Source organism: Corallococcus sp. Z5C101001 (assembly GCF_007352635.1).
Lineage (GTDB): Bacteria > Myxococcota > Myxococcia > Myxococcales > Myxococcaceae > Corallococcus > Corallococcus silvisoli.
In genome coordinates, this window is sequence record NZ_VKLU01000014.1 from 236,756 (window position 1) to 259,169 (window position 22,414).

The window sequence follows — 22,414 nt, forward strand, 5'->3', positions numbered from 1 at the left end:
CCCCCGGTCCACGACGCGCGGGAACGGGGGCCTTCGGAGATCCAATCCGCTCAGCGGAAAAAGCGAGCCGCGTCAGCTCTCCACGAAGGAGCGCAGGCGCTTGGAGCGGCTGGGGTGGCGCAGCTTGCGCAGCGCCTTGGCTTCAATCTGGCGGATGCGCTCGCGCGTCACCTCGAAGTCCTGGCCCACCTCTTCCAGCGTGTGGTCGCTCTTCTCGCCAATGCCGAAGCGCATGCGCAGGACCTTCTCCTCGCGCGGCGTGAGCGTGGCCAGCACCTTCCGGGTCTGCTCGGCCAGGTTCATGTTGATGACCGCGTCCGCCGGCGACACCAGGCTCTTGTCCTCGATGAAGTCGCCCAGGTGGCTGTCCTCTTCCTCGCCAATGGGCGTCTCCAGGGAGATGGGCTCCTTGGCGATCTTCAGGACCTTGCGCACCTTGTCGAGCGGCAGCTCCATCTTCTCCGCGATCTCTTCCGGCGTCGGCTCGCGGCCAATCTCCTGCACGAGGTAGCGGCTCGTGCGGATGAGCTTGTTGATGGTCTCGATCATGTGCACCGGGATGCGGATGGTGCGGGCCTGATCCGCGATGGCGCGGGTGATGGCCTGACGGATCCACCAGGTGGCGTACGTCGAGAACTTGTAGCCGCGCTTGTACTCGAACTTGTCCACCGCCTTCATCAGGCCGATGTTGCCCTCCTGGATGAGGTCCAGGAACTGCAGGCCGCGGTTCGTGTACTTCTTCGCGATGGAGACCACGAGGCGCAGGTTCGCCTCCACCAGCTCGCTCTTGGCGCGCTCGGCGCGCTTCTCACCCAGGCGGATGGCGTCGTAGTTGCGGCGCAGCGCGTCCACCGGGAGGTTGGCTTCCTCCTCCACGCGCTTGATCTTCCGCACCGCGGTGCGCACGTCGCGGTCCAGGACCTCCAGCTGCTCCGGCGTGAAGTTGAGCTGCTTCTGGAGCTTCTTGGCGATGTTCGGGTTCTCGCGCGACTCCTTGAGCTGCGGGCGCAGGTCCTTCATGGACACCGCGTACCGGCGCTCCAGGTCGCCCAGCTCCTCCTCCGCCTTCTCCACGCGCTCGATGAGGCCCTTGAGGTTCAGGACGATGCGGTCCACCTGCTTCTTGTTCAGCCGCATCTCCTCCAGGACCTCCATCATCTTGGTCCGAAGGTCCTTCACCTCCTGCTTCAGCTCCTTCTTGCGCACCTCCGTCAGCTTCTTCTTGCCGGAGAGCTCCTCCTCCAGGACCTCGCAGTCCTTGGCGAACTTGCGGAAGCGCTCGATCTGCTTGGAGATCTGCTCGATCTTGTTGAGCTCGCTCTGGGCCAGCTGCGCGGGGGCCTCGCCCTCGGCGGCCTCCTCGACCGGCTCCTCGGCGTTCTCCGACTGCGCCTCCTCCGGCGCGTCCTTGATGACGTCGCGCACGCGCAGCTTGCCGGTCTTCAGCCGGTTGCTGATGTCCAGGATGTCCGCCACCGCGACGCGGCAGGCCAGCAGCGCGCGCAGGACTTCCTTCTCACCCTCTTCGATGCGCTTGGCGATCTCCACCTCGCCCTCGCGGGTGAGGAGGCTGACGCTGCCCATCTTGCGCAGGTAGAGGCGGACGGGGTCGTTGGACTTGCCACCCGGCTCGTCGTCCTCGTCCTTCTCGTCCTCGTCCTGGTCTTCCTTCTCTTCTTCGACCGCGACGGTGGGCTTGATCTCGTTGGACTGCGCGGCCTTCTGCGCGTCGACGATCTCGATGTCGTTGTCGCCGAACATGCTCATCACGTCGTCGATCTGATCGGACGACACGATGTCGGCGGGCAGGGCGTCATTCACCTCGTCGTAGGTGAGGAAGCCCTTCTCGCGGCCCGCGGCCAGCAGGTCCTTCACTTCCTTGCGCTCGGCGACGGGATCCTCCTCCACGTCGTCTTCCACCGCGTCGGGATCCACCTGGACGGCGGCGGCGGCTTCCTCCGCGGCCTCCTCGGGGTCCACGTCGTCCGCGATCGCGGCCACGCCCTTCTTCTTCTTGATCTTCTCGGTCGCCTCGGAGGGGGCCTCCTTCGCCACCAGCTCCTTCTCCTCGGGCTCCGCTGCCTTCGTGACCTTCGCCGCAGGGCTGTCCGGGGCCTTCTTCTTGCGGATCACCGGATCCACCTTCTTCTTGGTGGGCTTCACGGATGCCTTGGGGGGCTTCTGCGTCGGCATTCGGGTACTTCTCCTTAAGAAAATCAGGTGCTTTGGCCTGGGCGAGCCGGCCGATCTACCGCAAAGTCGAGCTTTCTTACAAACGCGAACTCAAACCGGTTGCATTGGTGCCTTTGTTCCCGTTCCCGAGGTAGCGGGCCTCAGCTCATCCAGGACGCGCTTGCGGAGGGCCAGGAGTTCCTTTCGTTCGGACAGGAGCTGCCGCGTCTCCTCTGTCAAATCAAAAGCCCCCGGCGTCTGTTCCGTCGCCCGCTTTATATAAACGAGCCGCTCGTCGATACGCCGCACCATGATGTCGCGGCACGCGAGGATGAACTCCGTCTCCAGCTCCATTCCCCCGGGGGAAAGCCGCCGGCCGGCCTCCAGGAGCGCTCGCTTGACGACCTCCGTCGCCTCGAAGAGCGCCTCCTCCAGCCCCTGCCCGGACGTCGTCTGCGCCAGCACCATCCTCAAACCCATGTGGGACAACTCATCACACACGCGGAAGGTGTCCCGGGCGAGCAGGCGGGATTCCCGAAGAATGGCGGCCACATAGAGCGCCTCTGACTCCGGAGGAGGGCGCTCCGCCTGGGGCTTGGGCACCGGGCGAGGGACCGCCTGGGCGGCGACGGTGTTGGGCGCCGGGGCCGGGGGCCGGGGCGTGGGGGGCGGCTTGTACTGGAGCGAGGACTCGATCTGCGCCGGCATCCAGCCGAAGTGGCCGGCCAGCGCGCTGATGAGCGCCGAGCGCGTCAGGCCCGGCGGCACCTGCGAGGTGACGGGCTTGAGCCGTTCGAGGGCGGACATCTTGTCCTCGAAGCTCGCCTGCTTGCCCTGGGGGAGCAGGGTGGCGAAGAGGTAGGAGGTGAGGGGCTGGGCCCCTTCCAGGAGGCGCTCCACGCCGTCCGTGCCTTCCCGGCGGGCGAACACGTCCGGGTCGTCTCCCTGGGGCAGGAGCGCCACCCGGGTGGGCGCGCCCGCGGCGAGCAGGGGGCCGGCCAGGCGCTCCACGGCGGCGAGCCCCGCGGAGTCTCCGTCCAGGAGCAGCACCAGGTCGCGCGCCTCCGCGCGCTTGAGGACCTGGAGGTGGCCGGCGGTGAGGTTGGTGGAGCACAGGGCCACCGCGTGACGCACGCCCACCTGATGCAGGCCGATGCAGTCGAAGTAGCCCTCCACGAGCACCGCCGTCTTGCGCTTGTGGATGTCGTCGCGCGCCTGGTCCATGCCGAAGAGCGTCTCGCTCTTGTTGTAGAGCCGGGACTCCCGCGAGTTGAGGTACTTGGGCCCGTCCTCCGCCGCGACCAGCCGCCCGCCGAAGGCGATGGGCCGGCCCTCCGGCGCGCGGATGGGCACCATCAGCCGGCTGCGGAAGAAGTCGATGCAGCCATCCCCGCTGTTGCGCTTCGTGATGAGGCCCGCCTTCAGCCCCCACTCCAGCATGCCGTTCTTCTGGAAGCGGTCCGCGAGCAGGCTCCACTGCGCGGGGGCCCACCCCAGGCCGAAGCCCTGGGCGACTTCCTCGGAGACGCCGCGGCTGGCGAGGTAGGCGCGCGCGGCGCGGCCTTCATCCTCCTGCCAGAGCAGGGCGCGGAAGTGTTCAGCGGCGAAGTCCGTGGCCTCCTTGACCTGCTGGCGCTCCTTGAGGCCCGGGTCCTGCGCGGCCTCCAGGTCGATGCCTACTTCCTGGGCCAGGTCGCGCACCGCGTCCTGGAACGTCTTCCCCAGGTAGCGTTGGATGAAGGACACCGCGTCGCCGCTCGCCCGGCAGCCATGGCAGAAATAGAAGCGCTTCTCCGGCACCACGTAGAACGAAGGCGTCTTCTCCTGGTGGAAGGGGCAGCGGCCCTTGAACTCGCGCCCGGCCTTCTTGAGCTCCACGTGGCGGGACACCAGCGACACGATGTCCACGCGGTCGAGGACCTCCTGGATCTTGTGCTCCGGAATCACGATGCCCCTCCAGCCATCCTCATGCGCTCGGCCATCCGCCCGCCATCCTGACGGCTCTGTCTGACGCGTCCGGACCGGGCGCTCCGCCGGCGGCTCTCCCACGCGAAGCGGGACAGCGGACGCGGACGGGGCGCGGAATCGGACGGGGACTGGAACACGGCGCGCACTCCTGGAGGCTGCCCGCACGCCTCCCGGGGTGGGGGACGGGCGGAGGGCCTGTGGATCAGCGCTTAATGGGCGGCGGGCGAGGGATCAAAAAATCCGCTGCGAGCCCGGTCGGGGAGGGCCCCTGGGAGACATTCCCGGCGCCCGTTCCCCTGGAAACCACGGTGCGTCAGGACAGCTTGGCCAGCTGGGACTTCACTTCCTCGGAGATGGCCTTGCCTTCGGCGCGCCCCTGGAGCTTGGGGTTCACGTTCTTCATGACCGCGCCCATGTCCTTGGGGCCCTTGGCGCCGACCTCGGCGATGGCGGCCTGGATGGCGGCGGTGAGCTCCGCGGCGGTGAGCTGCTGGGGCAGGTAGTGCTGCAGGACGCCAATCTCCTGCTCTTCCTTCTCCGCCAGCTCCGGGCGGCCACCGGACTTGAACTGTTCGATGGAGTCGCGGCGCTGCTTGATGAGGCCGGTGATGACCTGCTGCACGCCCGCGTCGTCCAGCGCGGAGGCGCCCGGCTCGACTTCCTTGTACTTCACGGCGCTCTTGAGCATGCGCAGCACGCTCAGGGTCAGCTCGTTCTTGGACCGCATCGCGTCCTTCAGGTCCGCGTCGATGCGCTCTTTCAGGGTGGCCATGTCGGGATTCCTCACGGGCGGGAAATAGGGGTCGCCGCGCCAGGGCATGGGACGGCGGGAGCCAGGGCACCTGACTTCAGGTGGCGCCCCGGCTCCTCACTGCGGGCCTGCTAGTACGACTTGCGGGCCTTCTTCACAGCGCGCTTCTTGGCGGCGAGGGCCTTCTTCTTCCGCTTCACGGAAGGCTTCTCGTAGTGCTCGCGCTTGCGGATCTCGGAAAGGATTCCGGCCTTCTCGGTGGCCTTCTTGAAGCGCTTGAGGGCGCTTTCGATGGACTCACCTTCCTTCACTCGAATACCGGGCATGCAGTCACCTCCTTCCGCCTAAGCTGGATGCAATCTGAAAAATCTTTAGAGGGCCGGGGGGTATGGCGCAGCGGGCCGCAAAAGGCAAGGAGACCCGCACGGAAAGGATGGGCCCGGGGTGCGCTAAAGTCCGTCTTCGCGTGTTCCGCCTCCTTCTCCTGGTGCTCCTGCTGGCGGCCAGCCCTTCCCGGGCCGGCACGGCTGCTTCCGAGTGCTGGGCCGCCTGCCGCCGCCACGTCACCGAGCCCTCGCTGCGCGCGCGAACCTGTCCGGTCTGTGTCACCGGGGGGCGGGTGGACAGCTGGGTGCCCGCCTTGGGGACGGGGGGCGCGGACGCGCGGCTCGCCCTGGAGTCGGCCCTGAAGGACGCCCACTGGCGGGTGCGGTGGGCGGCGGTGCGGACGGAGGCCCGAAGCCGGGGGCTCACGGAGCGGCGGGCCCTGGCGGACTGGATCATGGACAGCCCTCCGGACGCGGACCTGGGGGCCTGTCTCACCGCGGTCCGGGCCGCGGCGGACGCGGGGCGGTCCACGGCGGACTTCCTGCGGGATGCCGGTGCGCGGGGCCCCTCCGCCGCCGCGCGGGTGTGGGAGCGGCGGGAGGACATCCGGCAGGCGCTGGCGCTGGAGATGTTCTCGCAGGAGCCGTCGGCGCGGCTGCCCGCGCTCCTTCACCTGGCCACCTTCCAGGGCCGCTCGGCGACGCGCGTGGTGCTGGACGCGGTGGCGTCGCGGCCCGTCGCGGGCGACGAGGTGATGGCGCAGCTGCTGTCCGCCGTCGCCGAACGCCAGCGCGCCTCGGTGGGGCGGCTGTTGCTGGTGGATGCGAAGCCTCCAGACGAGCCGGCCATCAACCGGCTCTTCGCGGTGTACTCGCGCGAACTGGACGCGCTGCGGCCGGAGCTGGCGTCGGCGGACGTGCAGCGGCGGCGCATCGCGGTGGCGGCGCTGCGCCGCTACGGCCCGCTGGCGTCGCGTGAGCTGGCGGGGGCGCTGGCGGACGAGGACGGGCGGATCCGCGAGATGGCGGCGCGGGGGCTGGCGGAGTCGGGCGGCAAGGCCCTGCGGGACGCCGCGCTCCAGGGCGTGAAGGACGCGGAGACGGTGGAGGCCGCCCGTCCGTGGCTGGGGGCCATGGCTCGCGAGAAGGGGTGCCTCGCCTTCCTGAGGGACGTGGCGGAGGGGCACCACGCGCGGACGCCGGAGATCCAGGGCGAAGCGGTGGCCCTGTTGGGCGACTGCGTGGAGGGGCCTCCGCCCACACGACGGCTGGCGCCGTTCCTGGTGTCGACTGTTCCCTCCGTGCGTGCGGGCGCGGTGCGCGCGCTCGGGTCACTTCCCCGGAATGGGGAGGCGCTGGCGCTGGCGACGAAGGGGCTGGAGGACGGGGCGCCGGAGGTGGTGGTGGCCGCGCTGGAGGTGCTGGCCTCCTATCGACAGCCCTCGCGAGGGGACGACGCGGCGGGGCTGCTGGATTCAGAACACCCGCTGGTGCGTGCGGCGGCGGCGAGGGCGCTGGAGTTCGTGGGACGCTCGCCGCACGTGCGCGTCCTCGCGGAGCGCCTGCGCGTGGATCCGGTGGCGGAGGTGCGCATCGCCGCGGCGAGGACACTGAGTACCCTGGGGGGCCCCCATGCCGTCGCGGCGCTGAGCGAGGCGGCGGCCCACGACGCGGACTCCCATGTGCAGCATGTGTCGGCGGAGGGGCTGCGCCGGCTGGGCTTCGGTCGCTGACGTCGAAGCCCCGAGGCGGGCCGTCGGCGTTAGCGCTCGAGGCGTGGGCTCCGAAGGGCCGGTGGTCCCCGGCCTCCATTGCTCAGGGGCCGCTGACGGCCTTGGCGTCCACTCGGTTCCGGCCCGCGTGCTTGGCCCGGTACAGGTACTTGTCCGCGGCGGAGATGAGGTCCTCCGGCTGGGAGAAGTCCGAGTCCAGCAGCGTCGCCACTCCCAGGCTGATGGTCACCTTGATGGGCGTGCCGCTGAAGATGAAGTCGGCGCGATCCACCGCCACGCGGCAGCGCTCCGCGCACGCCAGGGCCGCGTCCTCCGCGGACTCGCGCAGCATCAGCGCGAACTCCTCGCCGCCGTACCGCGCGAGCAGGTCCTCGGTTCGCACGGTGTCGCTCACCCGCTGCGCGATGCGCGTCAGCACGAAGTCGCCGGCCGGGTGGCCGTACACGTCGTTGATGCGCTTGAAGTGGTCCACGTCGAAGAGCACCAGCGACAGCGGCACGCGGTGGCGCAGGCAGTACGCGAACTCCTTGCGCACCGTCTCCATGAAGTACTTCTTGTTGTAGACGCGGGTGAGGCCGTCGCGGGTGGCCGACTCGTAGATGCTTCGCTGGTACTGCTCCTCCAGCGCATCCTGGATGCTGAACTTCAGCACCGTGTTGGAGCCGATCTGGATCTTGTCGCCGTCGTACAGCGGCGCCGCGCTCACCTTCAGGCCGTTCAGGTAGGTGCCGTTGGTGCTGCCCAGGTCCACCAGCTGGAAGCGGCCGTCGCCAATGGCGACCACCTTCGCGTGCTTGCGGGAGATGCCGTCGTCCTCCACCTGGAACTGGGCCTCCGAGCTGCGGCCCAGCACCACCTCCGAACGGTCCAGCTTGAACATCCGCCCGATACCGGCGGCGGACTTCGCGCTGATGACGATCAGATAGGCGCTCTGCTGCTGGGCACTGCCCAGCAGGTCCGAAATGGAATGGACGGAAGTTTTCTCCTCGGACATCGCGCCTCCCATCTTACGGGCCGCCTTTTCACGGCGGCAAGCACACCCACACTCCTTTCACGCACCCGGTGTCAGCCGACCCGCCCCACCCGCGTGGGCCGGCGGCGCTTTTTCTCCGGTGGAGGAACTGTCAAACGCCCGACGGACAGCTCGCCAGCCACGGGGGTCCGGAGGAAGCGCGCCAGCGCCTCGCCCCCCCGGGGATGCTCCGCCAGCCCCTGCATCAGCTTCACCAGCGCGGCCGAAGGGGTCATGTCCGCACCGCCCACGGCCCCCTGCTCCAACAGCTGGGCCCCGGACTCGTAGAGCGTGAGGTCCACCCCGTTGCGGTAGGCCTGGCTCACCACCAGCACCGGGATGCCCCGCTCGCGTGCCTGGACGAAGAGCGGCAGCAGCGAGCGCCCCAGCTCCGGCGCGATGGGCACGTTGCCCGCCCCGTACGCCTCCACCACCAGCCCCTTCACGTGGGGCAGCAGCTGGAGGGGCAGCGCGGGATCCAGCCCCGGGTACACCTTCAGGAGGAAGACGCGCGGATCCAACCTGTCGTGGAGCCGGAAGGGGCCGCGCGACGCGAGGCCCTTCTCGAAGGTGGCGTCCACGCCCAGCGTGCCCAGCACGGGGAAGTTGGGGCTCTCGAAGGCGTCGTACTCGGCCACCTTCACCTTGCGCGTGCGATTGCCCCGATACAGGTGCGAGTCGAAGCAGATGGTCACTTCGCGCGGGCCCTGGAGCGCGGAGAGCACCGCGTCGATGAGGTTGAGCCGCGCGTCGGAGCGGATCTCCCCCAGCGGCCGCTGCGAACCCGTCAGCACCACGGGGCAGGGCGGGTTGCGCAACATGAAGGACAGCGCGCTCGCCGTATACGCCAGCGTGTCCGTGCCGTGGGTCACGACAGCCCCGTCGAACTCAGGCAGGCGCCGGTGGAGGTGGGCGGCCATCCGGCTCCAGAGCTCGGGCTGCATCTCCGAGCTGTCGAGGTTGGAGAACAGCTCCAGCTCGATGTCGGCCAGCTGGAACAACTCCGGGGCGCGCTTGCGGAGGGTCTGGAAGAAGGCCGAGGGACGCAGGGCGGAGGGCCGGCCGCCGGCCATTCCGAGCGTGCCTCCGGTGTGCAGCATCAGGACTCTGGGCATGGGCGAGGGGCCTCCTGCCAAAGCCCGCCTTGCTTTACAAGCCCTGCGCGCGTGGCTAAACCCCGGGGCCGTGCTCCTCCCTCGATGGAAGCGTGTTGCTCCCGTGCTGGCCGCGGTGACCCTGATGGGCGCCGGCTGCACCAAGAGCGCGGAAGTCCCGGCCGCCCCCAAGGCGGCCCCCGTGGCCGCCGCCCCGGCCCCCACCCCGGCTCCGGCCCCCGCCGCCGAGGCGCCCTCCGCGGATCCGTCCCAGGCGCTCTCGGGCATCCCCGGCATGGACTTCTCCGCGCTGCCCCCGGCGGCGAAGCGCGAGCTGGCCACGGTGTTCAGCGACGAGTTCTGCTACTGCGGCTGCCCACATTCGCTGGGCGCGTGCCTCAAGCAGCACACGACCTGCCGGCACGCCAAGCGGATGGCCCGGCTGTCCGCCCGGCTGGTGGCCGAAGGCGGTCCCGCGAGCGAGGTCATCGTCACGCTGTCGAAGTACTACGCGTCCTTCCGCGAGCCGCGCACGCAGCTCAAGGTGGATCCGCGCATGTGCCAGGGCGACGCCAACGCGCCCGTGACGGTGACGGAGTTCTCCGACTTCGAGTGCCCCTTCTGCGGCAAGGCGCGGCCCATCCTGGAGGGCTTCGCGAAGAAGCACCCCACCGAGGTGCGCTTCTGCTACCTGCCGTTCCCGCTCTCCATCCACGCCAACGCCATTCCGGCGGCGCAGGCGGTGCTGTGGGCGCGCGACCAGGGGAAGTTCTGGCAGATGCACGACGCGCTCTTCGGCCAGCAGGAGAACCTCAAGCCGGAGGCGCTGCCCGCGCTGGCGAAGTCGGTGGGGCTGGACGGCGACAAGCTGGCCGCGGTGCTGAAGACGGAACAGTACAAGGACGAGATCGAGGGCTTCCGTTCACAGGGACGCGCGGCGGCCATCACCGGCACGCCCACGGTGTTCTTCAACGGACGCGCGTACGACCTGGGCTATCAGGAAGGGCAGCTCGAGCACAGCATGGAGGACGAGGTGGAGTGGCGCGCGAACAACAACGCGTGGGCCGCCGACTGACCCTTCGATGAACCAACGCTTCCGCATCGATGGCGCCGCGCAGCTGGTCCCCGAGGACCGGTCCGGCATCCCCGCGCTCGCGGGGCGCTCGGGCACGTACGCGCTGATGCCCACGGCGCCCGACCTGCTCGTCTTCTCCCGCACGCCGCCCGAAGGGGGCTCCATCCCCACGCCGCGCGTGGTGCTGGCCGGGGACGCGGGCGGCTTTCCGCTGTCGGACCTCATCGCGTTCCTCAGCCAGTCGCGCTGGAGCGGCGTCGTCCGCGTGCACACGCCGGGCGGCGAGCGCTCGCTGACCCTGCGCGACGGCGAGGTGCGCGGCGCCACCTCCGACGAGCCCGCCGACCGGCTGGGCGAGGTGCTGGTGCGGCTGGGCTACGCCGACCGGGCCCAGGTGGAGGCGGTGCTGCGCGAGCAGTCGCCATCGAAGATGGGCCGGGTGCTGGTGGAGAAGGGCGTGCTCCAGGCGCATGACCTGTTCAAGTGCGTCACCCACCAGGTGAGCGAGATCTTCCACGCCATCGTGCTGTGCCGCGAGGGCTCGTTCTTCCTCGTCGACCAGCCCCTGGACGAGAAGACGGGGCACTCCATCCAGCTGTCCACGCAGAGCCTGCTGATGGACAGCATCCGGAAGATCGACGAGCTGGCGCATTTCCGAAAGCGCATCCCCCACGGCCGGATGTACGTGGCGCGCAAGCGCCCCTCCGACGGCAAGCTGGAGGAGGACGAGGACCGGGTGCTCGCGATGCTGGACGGGCGGCGCACGGTGCTGGAGCTGGGGCACGCGGCACGGCTGTCCGAGTTCGACATCACCAAGGTCGTCTTCCGGCTCCTGGAGGGCGGCTTCGCGGGGCTGACGGACAAGCCGGTGGGCGCGCCCGTCGCCGCGGCGGTGCCGGAGAAGGTGGCCGCGCAGCGCGCGCGTCCGGCGGCGCGCACAGTGGCCCCGGTGGATGCCCGCCCGGTGGCGCGCGTCTTCAACTTCATCTTCCGGGAGATCCGCGACGAGGTGGCCCGCTCGGGCATGGATCGGCAGTTCATCGCCGCGGCCAACGCGGCGCTGTCCGGTCAGGCGCTGTCGTCGTCGCCGGTGCTGGAGGGGCTGGCGTTCGCGGCGGATGGCAGCCTTCCGGAGGGGCGGTTGATGGAGGCCTTCGACAAGCACCGCGCCCACCTGGGCAGCGAGCCGCTGGCCTCGTTCCGTCAGGCGCTGAGCGACGTGATGTTCTTCCTGCTGTTCCAGGTGGGGGAGCTGCTGGAGTCGCGCGCGGATGAGGACCTGGCCCGGCGGGTGAAGGAACTCCTGGCCACACTCGAGGCACCGTGACGGACACTGGATTCCCAAGGCTGACCTCGGGCGTGCCCGGGTGTGGCGGCGCGTTCAAGCTCACCCCCGAGGACTTCGAGGTGGAGGAGCTGCCCGCCTACCTGCCGTCCGGCGAGGGCACGCACCTGTACCTCTGGGTGGAGAAGCGCGGCCGGGACACGCGCGAGGTGGTGCGTGCGCTGGCGGCCACGTTGGCGGTGCGCGAGGACGACATCGGCGTGGCGGGCATGAAGGACCGGCAGGCGGTGACGCGGCAGTGGTTGTCCGTGCCCGCGATCGCCGAGCCGCGCCTGCCTGGATTCGCGCTGGAGGGCGTGCGCGTCCTGGAGGCGAAGCGGCACGGAAACAAGCTGCGCACCGGGCACCTCAAGGGGAACCGCTTCCGCCTGAGGCTGCGCGGCGTCCAGGACCTGGGCGCGGCGCGCGAGTCCTTCGCCCTGCTGTCCGCGCAGGGCGTGCCCAACTACTTCGGTGAGCAGCGCTTCGGCCGGGCCGGGGACAACGCGGACCTGGGCCGGATGCTCATCCTGGGGCAGCGGCTGCCGAAGCGGCCGGACCGCTTCCAGCGCAAGCTGTACCTGTCCGCCTTCCAGTCGCGCCTCTTCAACCAGGCCCTGGTCCAGCGGCTCACGGCGGGCACCTTCGCCACGGCGCTCGCGGGAGACGTGCTGCGCAAGGAGGAGACGGGCGGGCTCTTCGTCTGCGAGGCGCCAGAGGTGGACATGCCGCGCGTCGCCGCGTTCGAGGTGAGCCCGGCGGGCCCGATGTTCGGCCCGAAGATGACCGCATCGCGCGGGGAGGTCGCCGAGGCCGAGGCGCGGCTGCTCTCCGACGCGGGCGTCACGTTGGGGGACTTCCAGCGCGGCGGCGACGAGACGGAGGGCACGCGCCGGCCCTACCGCGTGCGCCTGGGCGCGCCAGACCTCGCCGTGGAGGGCGAGGACGCGCTGCTCACCTTCGAGCTGCCGCGCGGCGCCTACGCCACCGAAGTCCTGCACGAGCTGCTCAAGGACGGCTGAGGCATCCACGGGCCGCGCTGGCGTTCCCCCGCCGCGCGGTCACGGTGGAGGCCCCCTGCGCGGGACAGGGCCGGGGTGGCCCGCTGGCGGTGGATCCGACCTGCTCGCGGACGGGACGCCGCCCATTCCTCGCCGGCGCTTGCGTCCTGACTCCCATGACGGCTTCGTGTTTCCGCTGGAAATGACCGCGCCTCCCTGGGCGTGAGGCTTGGGGAGGCGCTGGGGACCGCGGGTCCCGCTCCGAGGTGGAGCGGGGTGGGGCGGACGTCACTGCCGGACGACGTTGAACTCCGTGCGGCGGTTGAGCGCGCGGCCCGTCTTGGTGTTGTTGGGCGCCACGGGCTGCGTCTCACCGAAGCCCACGGCCTCCATCCGGCCCGGGTCGATGCCGCGCTTGAGCAGCTGCGCCATCACCGCGTCCGCGCGCTTCTGCGACAGCTTCAGGTTCGCGGTGTCGTTGCCCATCGAGTCGGTGTGGCCCTCGATGCGCATCTTGCGGATCCACGGCGCGTCCCGCAGCGCCTGCGCTACGTCGTCGAGGATGGTGGTGCTCTGCTTGCCGATGATCTTCGCCGAGCCGGAACCGAAGAGGATCTGCTTCTTGATCTCGATGCGGTCCTTCTTGACGATGACCATCTTGTACTGCTTGGCGCACCCGCGCTCTTCCTTCACGCCCGGGTCGTCAGGGCACGCATCCAGCCGGTCCACCACGCCGTCGCCGTCGCGGTCCGGATCCGGGCAGCCGCCGTTCTCCGGCGGGCCCGACTCGTTGGGGCACTTGTCCTGCGCGTCCGGGACGCCGTCGCTGTCGTTGTCCAGGTCCGGGCAGCCGTCCTCGTCCTGGAAGCCGTCCTTGTCCTCCGGCTCGTCCGGGCACTTGTCGACGTTGTCGTTGATGCCGTCCCCGTCCCTGTCGACGATGGGGCAGCCCAGGTTCTGCAGCGGACCCGCCTCGTTGGGGCACTTGTCCGTGCCGTCCAGGATGCCGTCCTGGTCGTTGTCCGGATCCGGGCAGCCGTCCTCGTCCTCGAAGCCGTCCTTGTCCTCGGGCTGGTCCGGGCACTTGTCCACGTTGTCGAGGATGCCGTCGCCGTCGCGGTCCTTGGGGGCCTCCGGCGGGCAGCCGTTGTTCTCCGGCACGCCAGGGATGAGCGGGCACTTGTCCTGCGCGTCGAGCACGCCGTCGTTGTCGTTGTCCGGATCCGGGCAGCCGTCCTGGTCCTGGAAGCCGTCCACGTCCTCGGGCTGGTCGGGGCAGGGGTCGTCCTTGTCGAGGATGCCGTCGCCGTCGCGGTCCGTCTCCTCGATGCTCACCACCACCTGCGGCTGCTGCGGCTGGGCGGTCTGCTGCGGCTGGTCAGGCTGCTGAGGTGCTTCCGGGCGGTCCCGCACCAGCACCTGGCGCGGGGCGCAGCTCTTGGACAGCTCCAGGGCGCGCTTCACCGCGGTGTCGGCGGTGCGCACGTGCTGGGCGGCGCGCGTGCTGTTGCCCTGGCTCAGCTCTCCCCGGGCGAAGTCGAGGTTGGCCTCCGCGGTGGCCAGCTCCGCGGGCGCGCAACGCAGGGCGCCGCCCCGGCGGGCACGCTCCACGTCAGCGGTGAGGACCTCCGTGTCGGCGCGGATCTTGTTGCCGCTGACACAGGAGAGGGAGGCCAACAGCAGGGTGAAAAGCGCGGACTGGGTCAGACGCTTCATCGGAGAGCGCTCGGGCGTCACGGGTTCTGGGGGCGGCCCTGGGAGTCGCCGGAGTTGGCGGCGGACATGGCCTTCTCGCGCGCCTCATTGGCGAAGCGCGAGGCCTTCACCGCGAAGTCCACACCGGACTGGTAGTCCGAATAGCCGACCTCCTCGCGCGCCTTCTGGAGGTAGAGGTTCGCGGCCGTCCACTCGTAGGGGGCTTCCTTCTCCGCCCCGGCCGTGCGCGCGGCCTGGATCTGCACCTCGGCATCGAGGATGTTCGACGTGGACTTCACGGGGCCACATGCGGTCAGCACGCCCGCGACCGCCAACAGGAGCGACTGCTTCGTCATCACGGGGGCCTCGGTCCAGAAGCGGAGGGACTGGCGTCGGTCGTATCAATCGCCCTCGGGGGGGTCAAGAATCGGGCGGTTGGGGTGGGGCAGGGCGCCGGGCGCGCGGGGTGGACTTTGACGGCGGGGGCGGTGCTTGCCATCGTTCCGCCCCTGTGCGTGCTCCGTCCGTCCGTGCCCTGCTTGCCTTGCTGCTCCTGCCCCTGACCGCCCTGGGCGGCCCCGGTTCCGCGTCGAAGCGGGCCCAGAGCCGCGCGGAGGCGGACGTCGTGCTCGCCCAGGTGGCCAATGGCAGCCCCGTGCCGGCCGCCGCGTCGCGCCTGCACTTCCTGCGCGAGGAGGCCTACGCCGCCGAGGAGATTGGCCCGCTGCTGCGGACCGCCTTCGATGAGCGCACGCGCCGCAACCTGGCGGCCCTCCTGGCGTCGCTGGGCGCGCGCACGGGGGAGGCCACCCTGGTGAAGCTGGCGTCGGACGGGGACAGCACCGTGCGCATGTACGCGGCGCAAGGGCTCGCCCGCCTGGGCAGCCGCAACACCGGTGCGGTGCTGCCGCTCCTGGAGGACAAGAGCAGCGGCGTGCGCCGCGAGGCGGCCCGGGCCCTGGGCGCGTCGCGCAACCCCAAGATGGGCAAGCCGCTGATGGCCGCCGTGAAGGCCGAGCAGGACCTGGAGGTCCGCGCGGCGCTGCTGGAGGCCGTGGGCGCCTCCGGCGACCCGAAGCAGAAGGCCCCGCTCAAGGCCTACCTGGACAGCGATTCAGAGAGCACGCGCTTCGCCGCGGCGCGGGGGCTGTGCCGGCTGGGCGCGCCCGAGGGCTTCGCCTTCGCGCAGAAGCTGCTGGGCAACTCCGACAAGTTCGTGCGCCGCCAGGGACTCGTGCTCTTCGAGGGCGTGCCGGCGAAGAAGGCGGGCCCCGTGCTGTCCCCGCTGCTCCAGGACGCGGACCGCACCGTGGCCGCGACCGCCGCGCGCGTGCTGTCCCAGGGCGGGGATGCCGCGTCGCTCGACTGGCTGGTGCTCGCGTCCTGGAACGCCAAGGGCGAGGAGAAGCTCGTCTACGAGAAGGAGCTGGAGACGCTGCAACTGGCGGACGACCGGCGCAAGGCCATCCTGCGCAAGGCGGGGGTGGCGCCGTGAACCTCGCCGGGGTGTGCGCGCTCGCGCTCCTGGCGCAGGCGCCGGCCATGAGCCCGAGGACGCCCACGAAGGCGGTGCCCACCGCGCCCGCGCCGATGTCCCCCGTGCGGGAGAACGGTTGGACCCCGCTGACGCCCGAACAGCGCGCGGCCCTCATCGCGGACCCGGCCGAGGCGCCGCTCGCCGAGCGCCTGCTGGGGATGAGCGAGCGCTTCCTCAACACGCCCTACGTCCTCTCGCCTCTTGGTGAGGGCCAGGGCGTGGACCCCGACCCCCCCTTCCGCCTGGACGCGGTGGACTGCCTCACCTTCGTGGAGGAGACGCTGGCCCTGAGCATGGCCCACGCCGAGCCCGAGGTGCCGGCGCTGCTGGAGCGGATCCGCTACGCGAGCACGCCCTCCTACGAGGACCGCAACCACTTGATGGAAGCGCAGTGGCTGCCCAACAACATCAAGAAGGGCCTGCTGGTGGACGTGACGCGCCAGTACGCGAAGGACGACAGCGTCGCCGTCACCAAGACGCTCACCGCGCGCACCTGGCAGTCGAAGTCGTCCATGGCCTTGCAGCTGCCGCGCGAGCGCCAGCCCGTGGGCACCTTCACCCTCAACATGATTCCGCTGGAGAAGGTGCTCACCCACGCGCGTGAGGTGCCCTCCGGCACCATCCTCGTGGTGATGCGTGAGGACCTGCCCCAGAAGGCGACGCGCATCACGCACCTGGGCTTCGTGGTGCAGAAGAAGAAGCGCACGTACCTGCGCCACGCGTCCAAGGGCGGCTACAACCGCGTGGTGGACGAGGACCTGGAGACGTTCCTCGCCCGCAACGCGCGGTACGACAAGTGGCGGGTGACGGGCGTGAGCCTCTTCGAGGCCCGGCGTCCGCCCGCCACGCTCGCGTCACAGCCCGCGCCCGCCCGGGGCCGCGCGGACGTCGGCGCGCCCTGAGGCCCTGTCGCTGTCAGAGGGCTGGGGGCGCGGTGTCCACCGGCTGACGCGCCTGCTCTCCCTCGCGCTCCTCTTCCTCTGCGGCGCGGCCGGCCTCGGCCGCGGTGGCGAGCCCCTGCAGCTTCGTCTCCTCCAGCAGCGTGGCGGCGCGCGCCTGGAGCGTGTCCGGCACCAGCAGCTCCCACCAGGGCATCAGGTTGCCCGTGGTGATCTCGTCCACGACGCCCGAGCGGCCGGGCCTCACGATGCGCGGGATGCGGTGCTCGTCCAGCACCTCCGCGTAGACCTGGGCCGTCACCGGGTCGTCCGCGGTGCCCGCCCTCACGAAGCGGTGCTTGTCCAGTTCATGCGGGAGGGGAAGCCCCCGGTCGCGCATCTCCTCCGCCGACACGAGCGGCGGGTGGTTGGGGCAATCCGTGCAGTCCACGACACTGTCCTGATACTCCGAGCCACACCGTGCGCAGTACCTCATGGGGCCCTCCTGGGCGATGGCTGGAATGTTAGGAACGGATCGCGCGGATGGCAGGCGGTGCCCCGCGCGAATGTCCCTCAGTGCCGCGCGGCGTCTCCCAGCTCGCCCACCATCCGGCTCAGGCGCTCCACGTCGATGGGCTTGCGCAGCACGGCGTCGCAGTAGTCCGCGCCCTCCACCTGCGCGTAGCCGGAGACCAGGACGACGCGGGCCCTGGGCTCGCGCTCCTTCACCTGTTGGGCCAGCTCCGTGCCGTTCATTCCGGGCAGGGACTCGTCCGTCACCACGACGTCCGGGCGCGTGTCCTCGAACGCCTTCAGCCCCGCCACGCCGTCCACGGCGGTGGTCACGTCGAAGGCGTCCTCCAACAGCTCCGCCAGCAGCTCGCGGCTGTCCCCGTCGTCTTCCACCAGAAGGACCCTGATTCGCTCGCCATCCATGCGACTAGAGCAACCCGGTGCTGGGCGGGATTCGTCCACGGTGTCCCGGGCGCCATGCCGTCCGGACGGCTGCCTTGGGGGAGGGCAGGCGGGAGGGCTTGCGTCAGCCCCTCACGGGCGGGCGGGGGACTGCCCATGTTTGTGCCCGGAGGTGAATCCATGAAGGTGTTGTTGCGTGGAGTGCATCTGGGGCTGACGGACAACCTCAAGGCGTATGTGGACACGCACCTGGTGGCCCACATCGAGCGGTTCGCCGAGGACGAGGCGTCGGAGATCGACATCGCGCTCGTGGACATCAACGGGCCCAAGGGAGGCGTGGACAAGGAGTGCCGGGTGACGGTGCGCCTGCCTGGCATGGAGTCGGTGCACGTGACGGAGACGTCGGAGACGTTGTTCCAGGCCATCGACGCAACGCGTGACCGCCTGGAGAAGGCCATCAAGCGCGCGGTGGAGCGCCGTCGCGGCATCGCGACGAACGGGCTGCCGTACGACCTCAACGCGGACGCCTCGAACTACTAGGCGCCCCCCTTCGCGGCGCGGCGGGACGAAGGGCCCGGGAATTCCGGATGCCAGCCGGGCGTCCGGCCCCCGGGCTCCTTCGGGCCAGTTCCTTGCTGGGGTCGAACGGTGGACGCTATAAGCGGACCCCTCACCCCTGGGCTAAAGGACGGCGATGGTCCGCCTCAAGTTCCTGCTGTTCGCACTCCTGGTCCTCGGACTGGGTCTGGCTCACCTTCCGACGCTGTCGGCGCCTCAGCGCGCGCGCGCGGTGGACGGTGCCGCGCTCCAGGCCGCTTCGGGCATCGGCGAGGTGGCACGTCGCGTGGATGCTCGCCGCGCGGAAGTGCAGTCCCTGGCGCTGAAGCTGGCCGGCAGCCCCGAAGTGGCGGCCGCCGTGCACGCGCTGCGCCCCGCTCCCGTGGTGGCGAAGTCTTCGTATTCGTATTCGCGCGACCGCAACGCCGCGAAGGACGCGGAGGACGCGGGCGCGCTCCTGCCGCTGACCGCCGAGCGCTTCGGGGCCCTGCGCACCGCCGCGGAGGCCGGCCTGCCCAAGGAGCTCCAGGGCGCGGTGGTGGCGGTGGTGGCCGGTGACGCGAGCTTCCATGCGCGCGCCGGTGCCGAGCCGTCCTCCGACGCGGCCGCGCTGGATGTGGCGGCGCTCGCCAAGGCGGGCACGGCGCTGGTGGACGCCTTCGGGGCGCCTCACGTGTTCGCGTCCGTGCCGCTGGCGTGGAAGGGCGACGCGACCCCCGCTCCCGCCGTGACGCTGGTGGTGGGGGCGCCGCTGGGCGCGGACACCGCGCTGCAGGGCGCGCTGGACCTGTCGGCCGCGGCCGCGGTCGGGCTGGTGCAGGGCGACAAGGTGGTGGGAGGCGTCGGTCCGGAGAAGGCGCGGCTGGATGGCGCGCTGCCCCGGCTGAGCGTGGGCGCGAAGGACACGGTGCTGGAGTCGGGTTCGCTCGAAGCGCTGGGCCCCGTGCAGTTGCCCGCGTTCACCAACGGCGACGCGATGGGGGGCCAGGCCCCGCTGTTCATCGGCGCGCGCCGGGCGCTGGAGGGCACGCCCTACGAGGTCGTGGTCCTCGCCGGCACAGCGGCGACGCTGGCTCCGCTGGCCGCGTACCAGCACACCGCGCTCCTGGGGCTCGCGGGCCTGTTCGTGCTGAGCCTCGTCTGGACGGCGCTGATGGGCGGTGGCCAGAAGTCCTCTGGCGAGGAGACGGCGTCGGGCAACTCGGACACGCTGGGGTGGTCGGCGGCGCTCGCCGCGCAGTCCACTCCTCCCGCCGCGCAGCCCGTGGCCTCCTCGCCGCCGGCTCCGGCCGCCGTGGCGCCTGCCGCCGTGGCCGCGCCGCTGGCGGATCCGTTCGCGTCGAGCCTCCCCTCGGAGCCTGCCTCCAACCCGTTCGCGTCGAGCGTTTCCTCGGAGCCGGTGTCCAACCCGTTCGCCGCGGTCGCGCCGCCGCCCGTCAACCCAGCGGTGGATCCGTTCGCGGGCGCGGATGCGTTCCCGTTCCCGGGCAGCCCGGCGGCGGATCCGTTCGCGATGCCGGCTCCCCAGGCGGGTGCGCCGCTGGCGGATCCGTTCGCGATGCCGGCTCCGTCCGCCGCCGCGCCGATGCCGTTCGGGGGGCCGCCTCCGGTGGCCGCGCCGATGGCGGATCCGTTCGCGGGCGTGGAGTCGTTCCCGTTCCCGTCACCGCCCGCATCCTACCCGCCTCCCGCGGCGGAGCCGTTCGCGCCGCCCCCCGCGTACGGGCAGGGCGGGGCGATGCCCTTCGACCACTCGCCCCCGATGAGTGAGCCCCTCGCCCCGGCCGCGCCGCGCCATGGCGCGTTCGCCTTCGAGGATCAGCCCACGGCGGCGTACTCGCTCCAGCAGGCGGCCAACCCGTTCGCGCTGGCGGCGGCGCAGGCGTCGGATCCGGACTCGCCGGAGACGACGCGCGTGGCGGCGATTCCCCGGGAGCTGCTCCAGGCGAGCACCCGGCCCACGTCGGAGGCCATCCCGATGCCGCCTCCGCGCTCCAGCGGCGGCCAGGCGGTGCCGCTGCCCGGCGCGAACAGCGCGGCGGCGGTGGCGCTGTCGGAGGAGCAGCACTTCCAGGACGTCTTCCGCGAGTTCGTCACCACGCGCGAGCGCTGCGGCGAGCTGGCGGACGGCCTGACGTACGACAAGTTCGTGCAGAAGCTGCGCAAGAACAAGGAGCAGCTCGTCACGAAGTACGCGTGCAAGACGGTGCGCTTCCAGGTCTACGTGAAGGAAGGCAAGGCCGCTCTCAAGGCGACGCCCGTCAAGGACTGAGGTCCGGCGGGTTCCTCCGCCGCGTCGTGCCCGAAGGCCCGGGACCTCCTCGCGAGGTGCCGGGCCTTCCTGTTCATGGGGCGTGGGCGGTGTTCAGCTCGCGCGGGGGAGCACGACGCTGAAGCGGGCGCCCTGGCCCGGTTCTCCGCCGACCTCCAGCCGGCCGCCGTGCTCCTGGAGGATGCGCGAGGCGATGGCGAGCCCCAGGCCGGTGCCGCCGTCCTTGGTGGTGAAGTAGGGCTCGAAGATGCGGGCGCGGTTCTCTGGAGGGATGCCGGGCCCGTCGTCCTCCACCTCGACGATGGCGTCCGCGTCGGTGCCCTTCACTCGCACGCGGAGCGCGCCGCCCCTGCCCGTCATCGCCTCCTCGGCGTTCTTCACCAGGTTGACGAGCACCTGGGTGAGCTGGTCGCGGTCCGCCTGGGCCACCACGCCGGTCTGGAGCGCGGGCACCAACTGGATGCCCTCGGGGGGCGCGGCGTACAGCGAGAGGACGCCCTGGGCCAGCTCCCCCAGGTCCACGGGGGTGAGCTGGGGCTTGGGCAGGCGGGCGAACCGGCTGAACTCGTCCACGATGCGCCGCAGCCGCTCCACCTCCTCCAGCACCACGCGCGCGCTCTCCTTGAAGAGGACGGGGAAGCTGGGGTGGCGCGCCTCGTGCGCGGCCATCAGCGTCTCCAGCGACATGCGGATGGGGGTGAGGGGGTTCTTGATTTCGTGCGCCAGCCGCCGGGCGACCTCCTGCCACGCGGCGATGCGCTCGGTGGCCATCAGCCGTTCGGTGGTGTTCTTCAGTTCGGACGTCATGTGGTTGAACGTCCGGACCAGCTCGCCCACTTCGCCGGAGGCCCTCGACGTCACCTGCACGTCCAGCGCGCCTTCCGCCACGCGGCGCGCGCCGGAGGTGAGGGCCTCCACCGGCCGCGTCATCCACCGCGACACCAGCAGGCCCAGGAGCGCGGCGAAGCCCAGGCCCAGGCCGGCGAGGAGGAGGAACGCGCGCATGACGCCTTCTTCCGCTTCGCGCGCGGCGGCGCGGCTGAAGGTGAGGCGCACGGAGGCCACGTCGCCCAGGGGCAGCACGCGCGCGACGGTGGGCGGGGCCGCGCTGCCCGCGTGCGCGACCTGGGTATCGCCGGACAGGAGCGTCACGTCCGACTGGGTGAGGCGGGCCAGGTGTTGGGCGAGGCCGTCATCCAGCACCACGCCGCCCACGGCCCACAGGCGCACGTCTCCGTAGTCGACGGGCCGCGCGGTGACGAGCGCGGGGACCTGACGGAGGCCCGCGTCGCCCCGGACGTCCACTCGCACGGGGACGGGTTTGGGAGACGGCTCCTTCGTCACGGCGAAGAGCACGGGGTCGGGGTCTCCGCGGCGGGCGGGCAGGTGGCCAGAGGAGAGCACGGTGCCGTTGCGGTCGAAGATCGTGAGGACGGTGAGGCCCCGGCTCTTCATCAGGCCTTCGGCGGTGTTGGCCTGGATGACGCGCAAGGGGGCGGTGCGCGCCTCGCGCACGAGGTCCTCCATGGCGGGGCTCTCCACCAGCTCTTCCACGGCGCGGCGAGCGGTGGCGGCGGAGCGTTCCAGGGACTCCTGCGCGGAGGCGGTGGCGGCCGTCATGCGCGCGTCCAGTTCGCGCGACAGCGTGTCGCGCAGGCGCGTCACGGTGAGCGGGACGACGACCGCCAGCGGCACCAGCGCGAGCAGGGCGAAGGCGAGCGCGAGCCGGGTTCTCAGGCGCATGCGGGGTGTTCCTTCAGGATGGCAGGGCGCACGGGTCGCGTTGGCGCGTGTCCGCTGTCGCGTGCCGCCGCCGTGCGGCGGTTGATGCCGGCACGGTGATTGTGTCGGTCCGGCGCCTGGCGATTACCGTGTGCAGCCGTCGTGCGGCGGTTGACGTAAGCACGGTGCTCGTGTCGTTCCAGCGCTCGGCGATTACCGGGTGCCGCCGTCGTGTGGCGGTTGAACTCGGCTCGGCGCTCATGCCGCTCCGGCGCTCGGCGATTACCGGGTGCTGCCGTCGTGTGGCGGTTGAACTCGGCTCGGCGCTCATGCCGCTCCGGCGCTCGGCGATTACCGGGTGCCGCCGTCGTGTGGCGGTTG

Annotated in this window: 19 protein-coding genes; 8 read left to right on the top strand and 11 right to left on the bottom strand. The window is 71.0% G+C overall.

All coding sequences use genetic code 11. From position 1 onward, the window contains the following. Nucleotides 1-72 precede the first annotated feature (72 nt). From rpoD to rpsU, 4 genes are all read right to left on the bottom strand, one after another. Nucleotides 73-2,193 (bottom strand): RNA polymerase sigma factor RpoD, encoded by a 2,121-nt coding sequence (gene rpoD / locus FOF48_RS29420; protein ID WP_143906982.1) that lies wholly within the window; start codon nt 2,191-2,193, stop codon nt 73-75. Between the two features lie 90 nt (nt 2,194-2,283). Beyond that, a complete protein-coding gene (gene dnaG / locus FOF48_RS29425; RefSeq protein ID WP_186002114.1) occupies nt 2,284-4,119 on the bottom strand; it encodes a DNA primase in 1,836 nt (611 codons plus the stop codon). A 334-nt stretch (nt 4,120-4,453) separates the two neighbouring features. Beyond that, nucleotides 4,454-4,912 carry a GatB/YqeY domain-containing protein gene (locus tag FOF48_RS29430; protein WP_143906984.1) on the bottom strand — a complete coding sequence of 153 codons (459 nt, stop codon included), beginning with the start codon at nt 4,910-4,912 and terminating at the stop codon, nt 4,454-4,456. A gap of 110 nt (nt 4,913-5,022) precedes the next feature. After that, complete coding sequence (gene rpsU, locus FOF48_RS29435) at nt 5,023-5,217, bottom strand: 30S ribosomal protein S21 (protein WP_014395136.1); 195 nt, start codon at nt 5,215-5,217, stop codon at nt 5,023-5,025. A 140-nt stretch (nt 5,218-5,357) separates the two neighbouring features. Between rpsU and FOF48_RS29440 the strand changes: the two genes are divergently transcribed. Next, the gene (locus tag FOF48_RS29440; RefSeq protein ID WP_255442810.1) at nt 5,358-6,950 is read left to right on the top strand and encodes a HEAT repeat domain-containing protein; all 1,593 of its coding nucleotides are present in this window, start codon (nt 5,358-5,360) and stop codon (nt 6,948-6,950) included. 82 nt (nt 6,951-7,032) lie between these two features. On the opposite strand, the gene FOF48_RS29445 is transcribed toward FOF48_RS29440, so the two are convergent. Both FOF48_RS29445 and FOF48_RS29450 read right to left on the bottom strand, forming a co-directional pair. Then, on the bottom strand, nt 7,033-7,944 hold the full coding sequence (locus FOF48_RS29445) for a GGDEF domain-containing protein (protein ID WP_143906988.1): 912 nt from the start codon (nt 7,942-7,944) through the stop codon (nt 7,033-7,035). 71 nt (nt 7,945-8,015) lie between these two features. Then, nucleotides 8,016-9,077 (bottom strand): asparaginase, encoded by a 1,062-nt coding sequence (locus FOF48_RS29450; protein WP_143906990.1) that lies wholly within the window; start codon nt 9,075-9,077, stop codon nt 8,016-8,018. A 103-nt stretch (nt 9,078-9,180) separates the two neighbouring features. Here FOF48_RS29450 and FOF48_RS29455 point away from each other — a divergent pair, with 103 nt between their 5' ends. The 3 genes from FOF48_RS29455 to truD are packed head-to-tail and all read left to right on the top strand — an operon-like array spanning nt 9,181 to nt 12,477. Further along, a complete protein-coding gene (locus tag FOF48_RS29455) occupies nt 9,181-10,131 on the top strand; it encodes a thioredoxin domain-containing protein (protein ID WP_255442812.1) in 951 nt (316 codons plus the stop codon). A 7-nt stretch (nt 10,132-10,138) separates the two neighbouring features. After that, a complete protein-coding gene (locus FOF48_RS29460) occupies nt 10,139-11,458 on the top strand; it encodes a DUF4388 domain-containing protein (protein ID WP_186002115.1) in 1,320 nt (439 codons plus the stop codon). Beyond that, entirely contained in the window at nt 11,455-12,477 is a 1,023-nt protein-coding gene (truD, locus tag FOF48_RS29465) for a tRNA pseudouridine(13) synthase TruD (protein WP_143906997.1), read from the top strand. Before FOF48_RS29460 ends, truD begins: the two co-directional genes overlap by 4 nt. 267 nt (nt 12,478-12,744) lie before the next feature. Here truD and FOF48_RS29470 read toward each other — a convergent pair whose 3' ends face one another. Further along, nucleotides 12,745-14,172 (bottom strand): OmpA family protein, encoded by a 1,428-nt coding sequence (locus tag FOF48_RS29470; protein ID WP_143906999.1) that lies wholly within the window; start codon nt 14,170-14,172, stop codon nt 12,745-12,747. Nucleotides 14,173-14,189: 17 nt separating this feature from the next. Then, entirely contained in the window at nt 14,190-14,507 is a 318-nt protein-coding gene (locus FOF48_RS29475) for a DUF4398 domain-containing protein (protein WP_143907001.1), read from the bottom strand. 188 nt (nt 14,508-14,695) lie between these two features. On the opposite strand from FOF48_RS29475, the gene FOF48_RS29480 reads away from it, so the two are divergent. Together FOF48_RS29480 and FOF48_RS29485 are read left to right on the top strand one after the other, a co-directional pair. After that, nucleotides 14,696-15,646 (top strand): HEAT repeat domain-containing protein, encoded by a 951-nt coding sequence (locus tag FOF48_RS29480; RefSeq protein ID WP_186002116.1) that lies wholly within the window; start codon nt 14,696-14,698, stop codon nt 15,644-15,646. Beyond that, nucleotides 15,643-16,590 carry an N-acetylmuramoyl-L-alanine amidase-like domain-containing protein gene (locus FOF48_RS29485; protein WP_255442813.1) on the top strand — a complete coding sequence of 316 codons (948 nt, stop codon included), beginning with the start codon at nt 15,643-15,645 and terminating at the stop codon, nt 16,588-16,590. The genes FOF48_RS29480 and FOF48_RS29485 overlap by 4 nt, the downstream gene beginning before the upstream one ends. A 13-nt stretch (nt 16,591-16,603) precedes the next feature. On the opposite strand, the gene FOF48_RS29490 is transcribed toward FOF48_RS29485, so the two are convergent. Together FOF48_RS29490 and FOF48_RS29495 are read right to left on the bottom strand one after the other, a co-directional pair. Continuing rightward, nucleotides 16,604-17,062 (bottom strand): DUF2007 domain-containing protein, encoded by a 459-nt coding sequence (locus FOF48_RS29490; RefSeq protein WP_143907005.1) that lies wholly within the window; start codon nt 17,060-17,062, stop codon nt 16,604-16,606. A 77-nt stretch (nt 17,063-17,139) separates the two neighbouring features. Further along, nucleotides 17,140-17,502, bottom strand: a complete 363-nt coding sequence (locus FOF48_RS29495; protein ID WP_143907007.1) for a response regulator — start codon at nt 17,500-17,502, stop codon at nt 17,140-17,142. Nucleotides 17,503-17,661: 159 nt separating this feature from the next. Here FOF48_RS29495 and hpf point away from each other — a divergent pair, with 159 nt between their 5' ends. Together hpf and FOF48_RS29505 are read left to right on the top strand one after the other, a co-directional pair. Beyond that, nucleotides 17,662-18,021 (top strand): ribosome hibernation-promoting factor, HPF/YfiA family, encoded by a 360-nt coding sequence (gene hpf / locus FOF48_RS29500; protein ID WP_143907009.1) that lies wholly within the window; start codon nt 17,662-17,664, stop codon nt 18,019-18,021. A gap of 154 nt (nt 18,022-18,175) precedes the next feature. Continuing rightward, nucleotides 18,176-20,311 carry an MXAN_5187 family protein gene (locus FOF48_RS29505; RefSeq protein WP_143907011.1) on the top strand — a complete coding sequence of 712 codons (2,136 nt, stop codon included), beginning with the start codon at nt 18,176-18,178 and terminating at the stop codon, nt 20,309-20,311. Between the two features lie 93 nt (nt 20,312-20,404). On the opposite strand, the gene FOF48_RS29510 is transcribed toward FOF48_RS29505, so the two are convergent. Next, nucleotides 20,405-22,054: an ATP-binding protein gene (locus FOF48_RS29510; protein WP_143907013.1), complete on the bottom strand. Its 1,650-nt coding sequence runs from the start codon at nt 22,052-22,054 to the stop codon at nt 20,405-20,407. Nucleotides 22,055-22,414: the final 360 nt, after the last annotated feature.

Coding starts and splice junctions, on each gene's coding strand:
- FOF48_RS29495 (WP_143907007.1), bottom strand. CDS start 17,502: ATGGATGGCGAGCGAATCAGGGTCCTTCTGGTGGAAGACGACGGGGAC.
- hpf (WP_143907009.1), top strand. CDS start 17,662: ATGAAGGTGTTGTTGCGTGGAGTGCATCTGGGGCTGACGGACAACCTC.
- FOF48_RS29510 (WP_143907013.1), bottom strand. CDS start 22,054: ATGCGCCTGAGAACCCGGCTCGCGCTCGCCTTCGCCCTGCTCGCGCTG.
- FOF48_RS29470 (WP_143906999.1), bottom strand. CDS start 14,172: ATGAAGCGTCTGACCCAGTCCGCGCTTTTCACCCTGCTGTTGGCCTCC.
- FOF48_RS29450 (WP_143906990.1), bottom strand. CDS start 9,077: ATGCCCAGAGTCCTGATGCTGCACACCGGAGGCACGCTCGGAATGGCC.
- FOF48_RS29445 (WP_143906988.1), bottom strand. CDS start 7,944: ATGTCCGAGGAGAAAACTTCCGTCCATTCCATTTCGGACCTGCTGGGC.
- FOF48_RS29460 (WP_186002115.1), top strand. CDS start 10,139: ATGAACCAACGCTTCCGCATCGATGGCGCCGCGCAGCTGGTCCCCGAG.
- FOF48_RS29430 (WP_143906984.1), bottom strand. CDS start 4,912: ATGGCCACCCTGAAAGAGCGCATCGACGCGGACCTGAAGGACGCGATG.
- FOF48_RS29475 (WP_143907001.1), bottom strand. CDS start 14,507: ATGACGAAGCAGTCGCTCCTGTTGGCGGTCGCGGGCGTGCTGACCGCA.
- rpoD (WP_143906982.1), bottom strand. CDS start 2,193: ATGCCGACGCAGAAGCCCCCCAAGGCATCCGTGAAGCCCACCAAGAAG.
- FOF48_RS29505 (WP_143907011.1), top strand. CDS start 18,176: ATGGTCCGCCTCAAGTTCCTGCTGTTCGCACTCCTGGTCCTCGGACTG.
- rpsU (WP_014395136.1), bottom strand. CDS start 5,217: ATGCCCGGTATTCGAGTGAAGGAAGGTGAGTCCATCGAAAGCGCCCTC.
- FOF48_RS29490 (WP_143907005.1), bottom strand. CDS start 17,062: ATGAGGTACTGCGCACGGTGTGGCTCGGAGTATCAGGACAGTGTCGTG.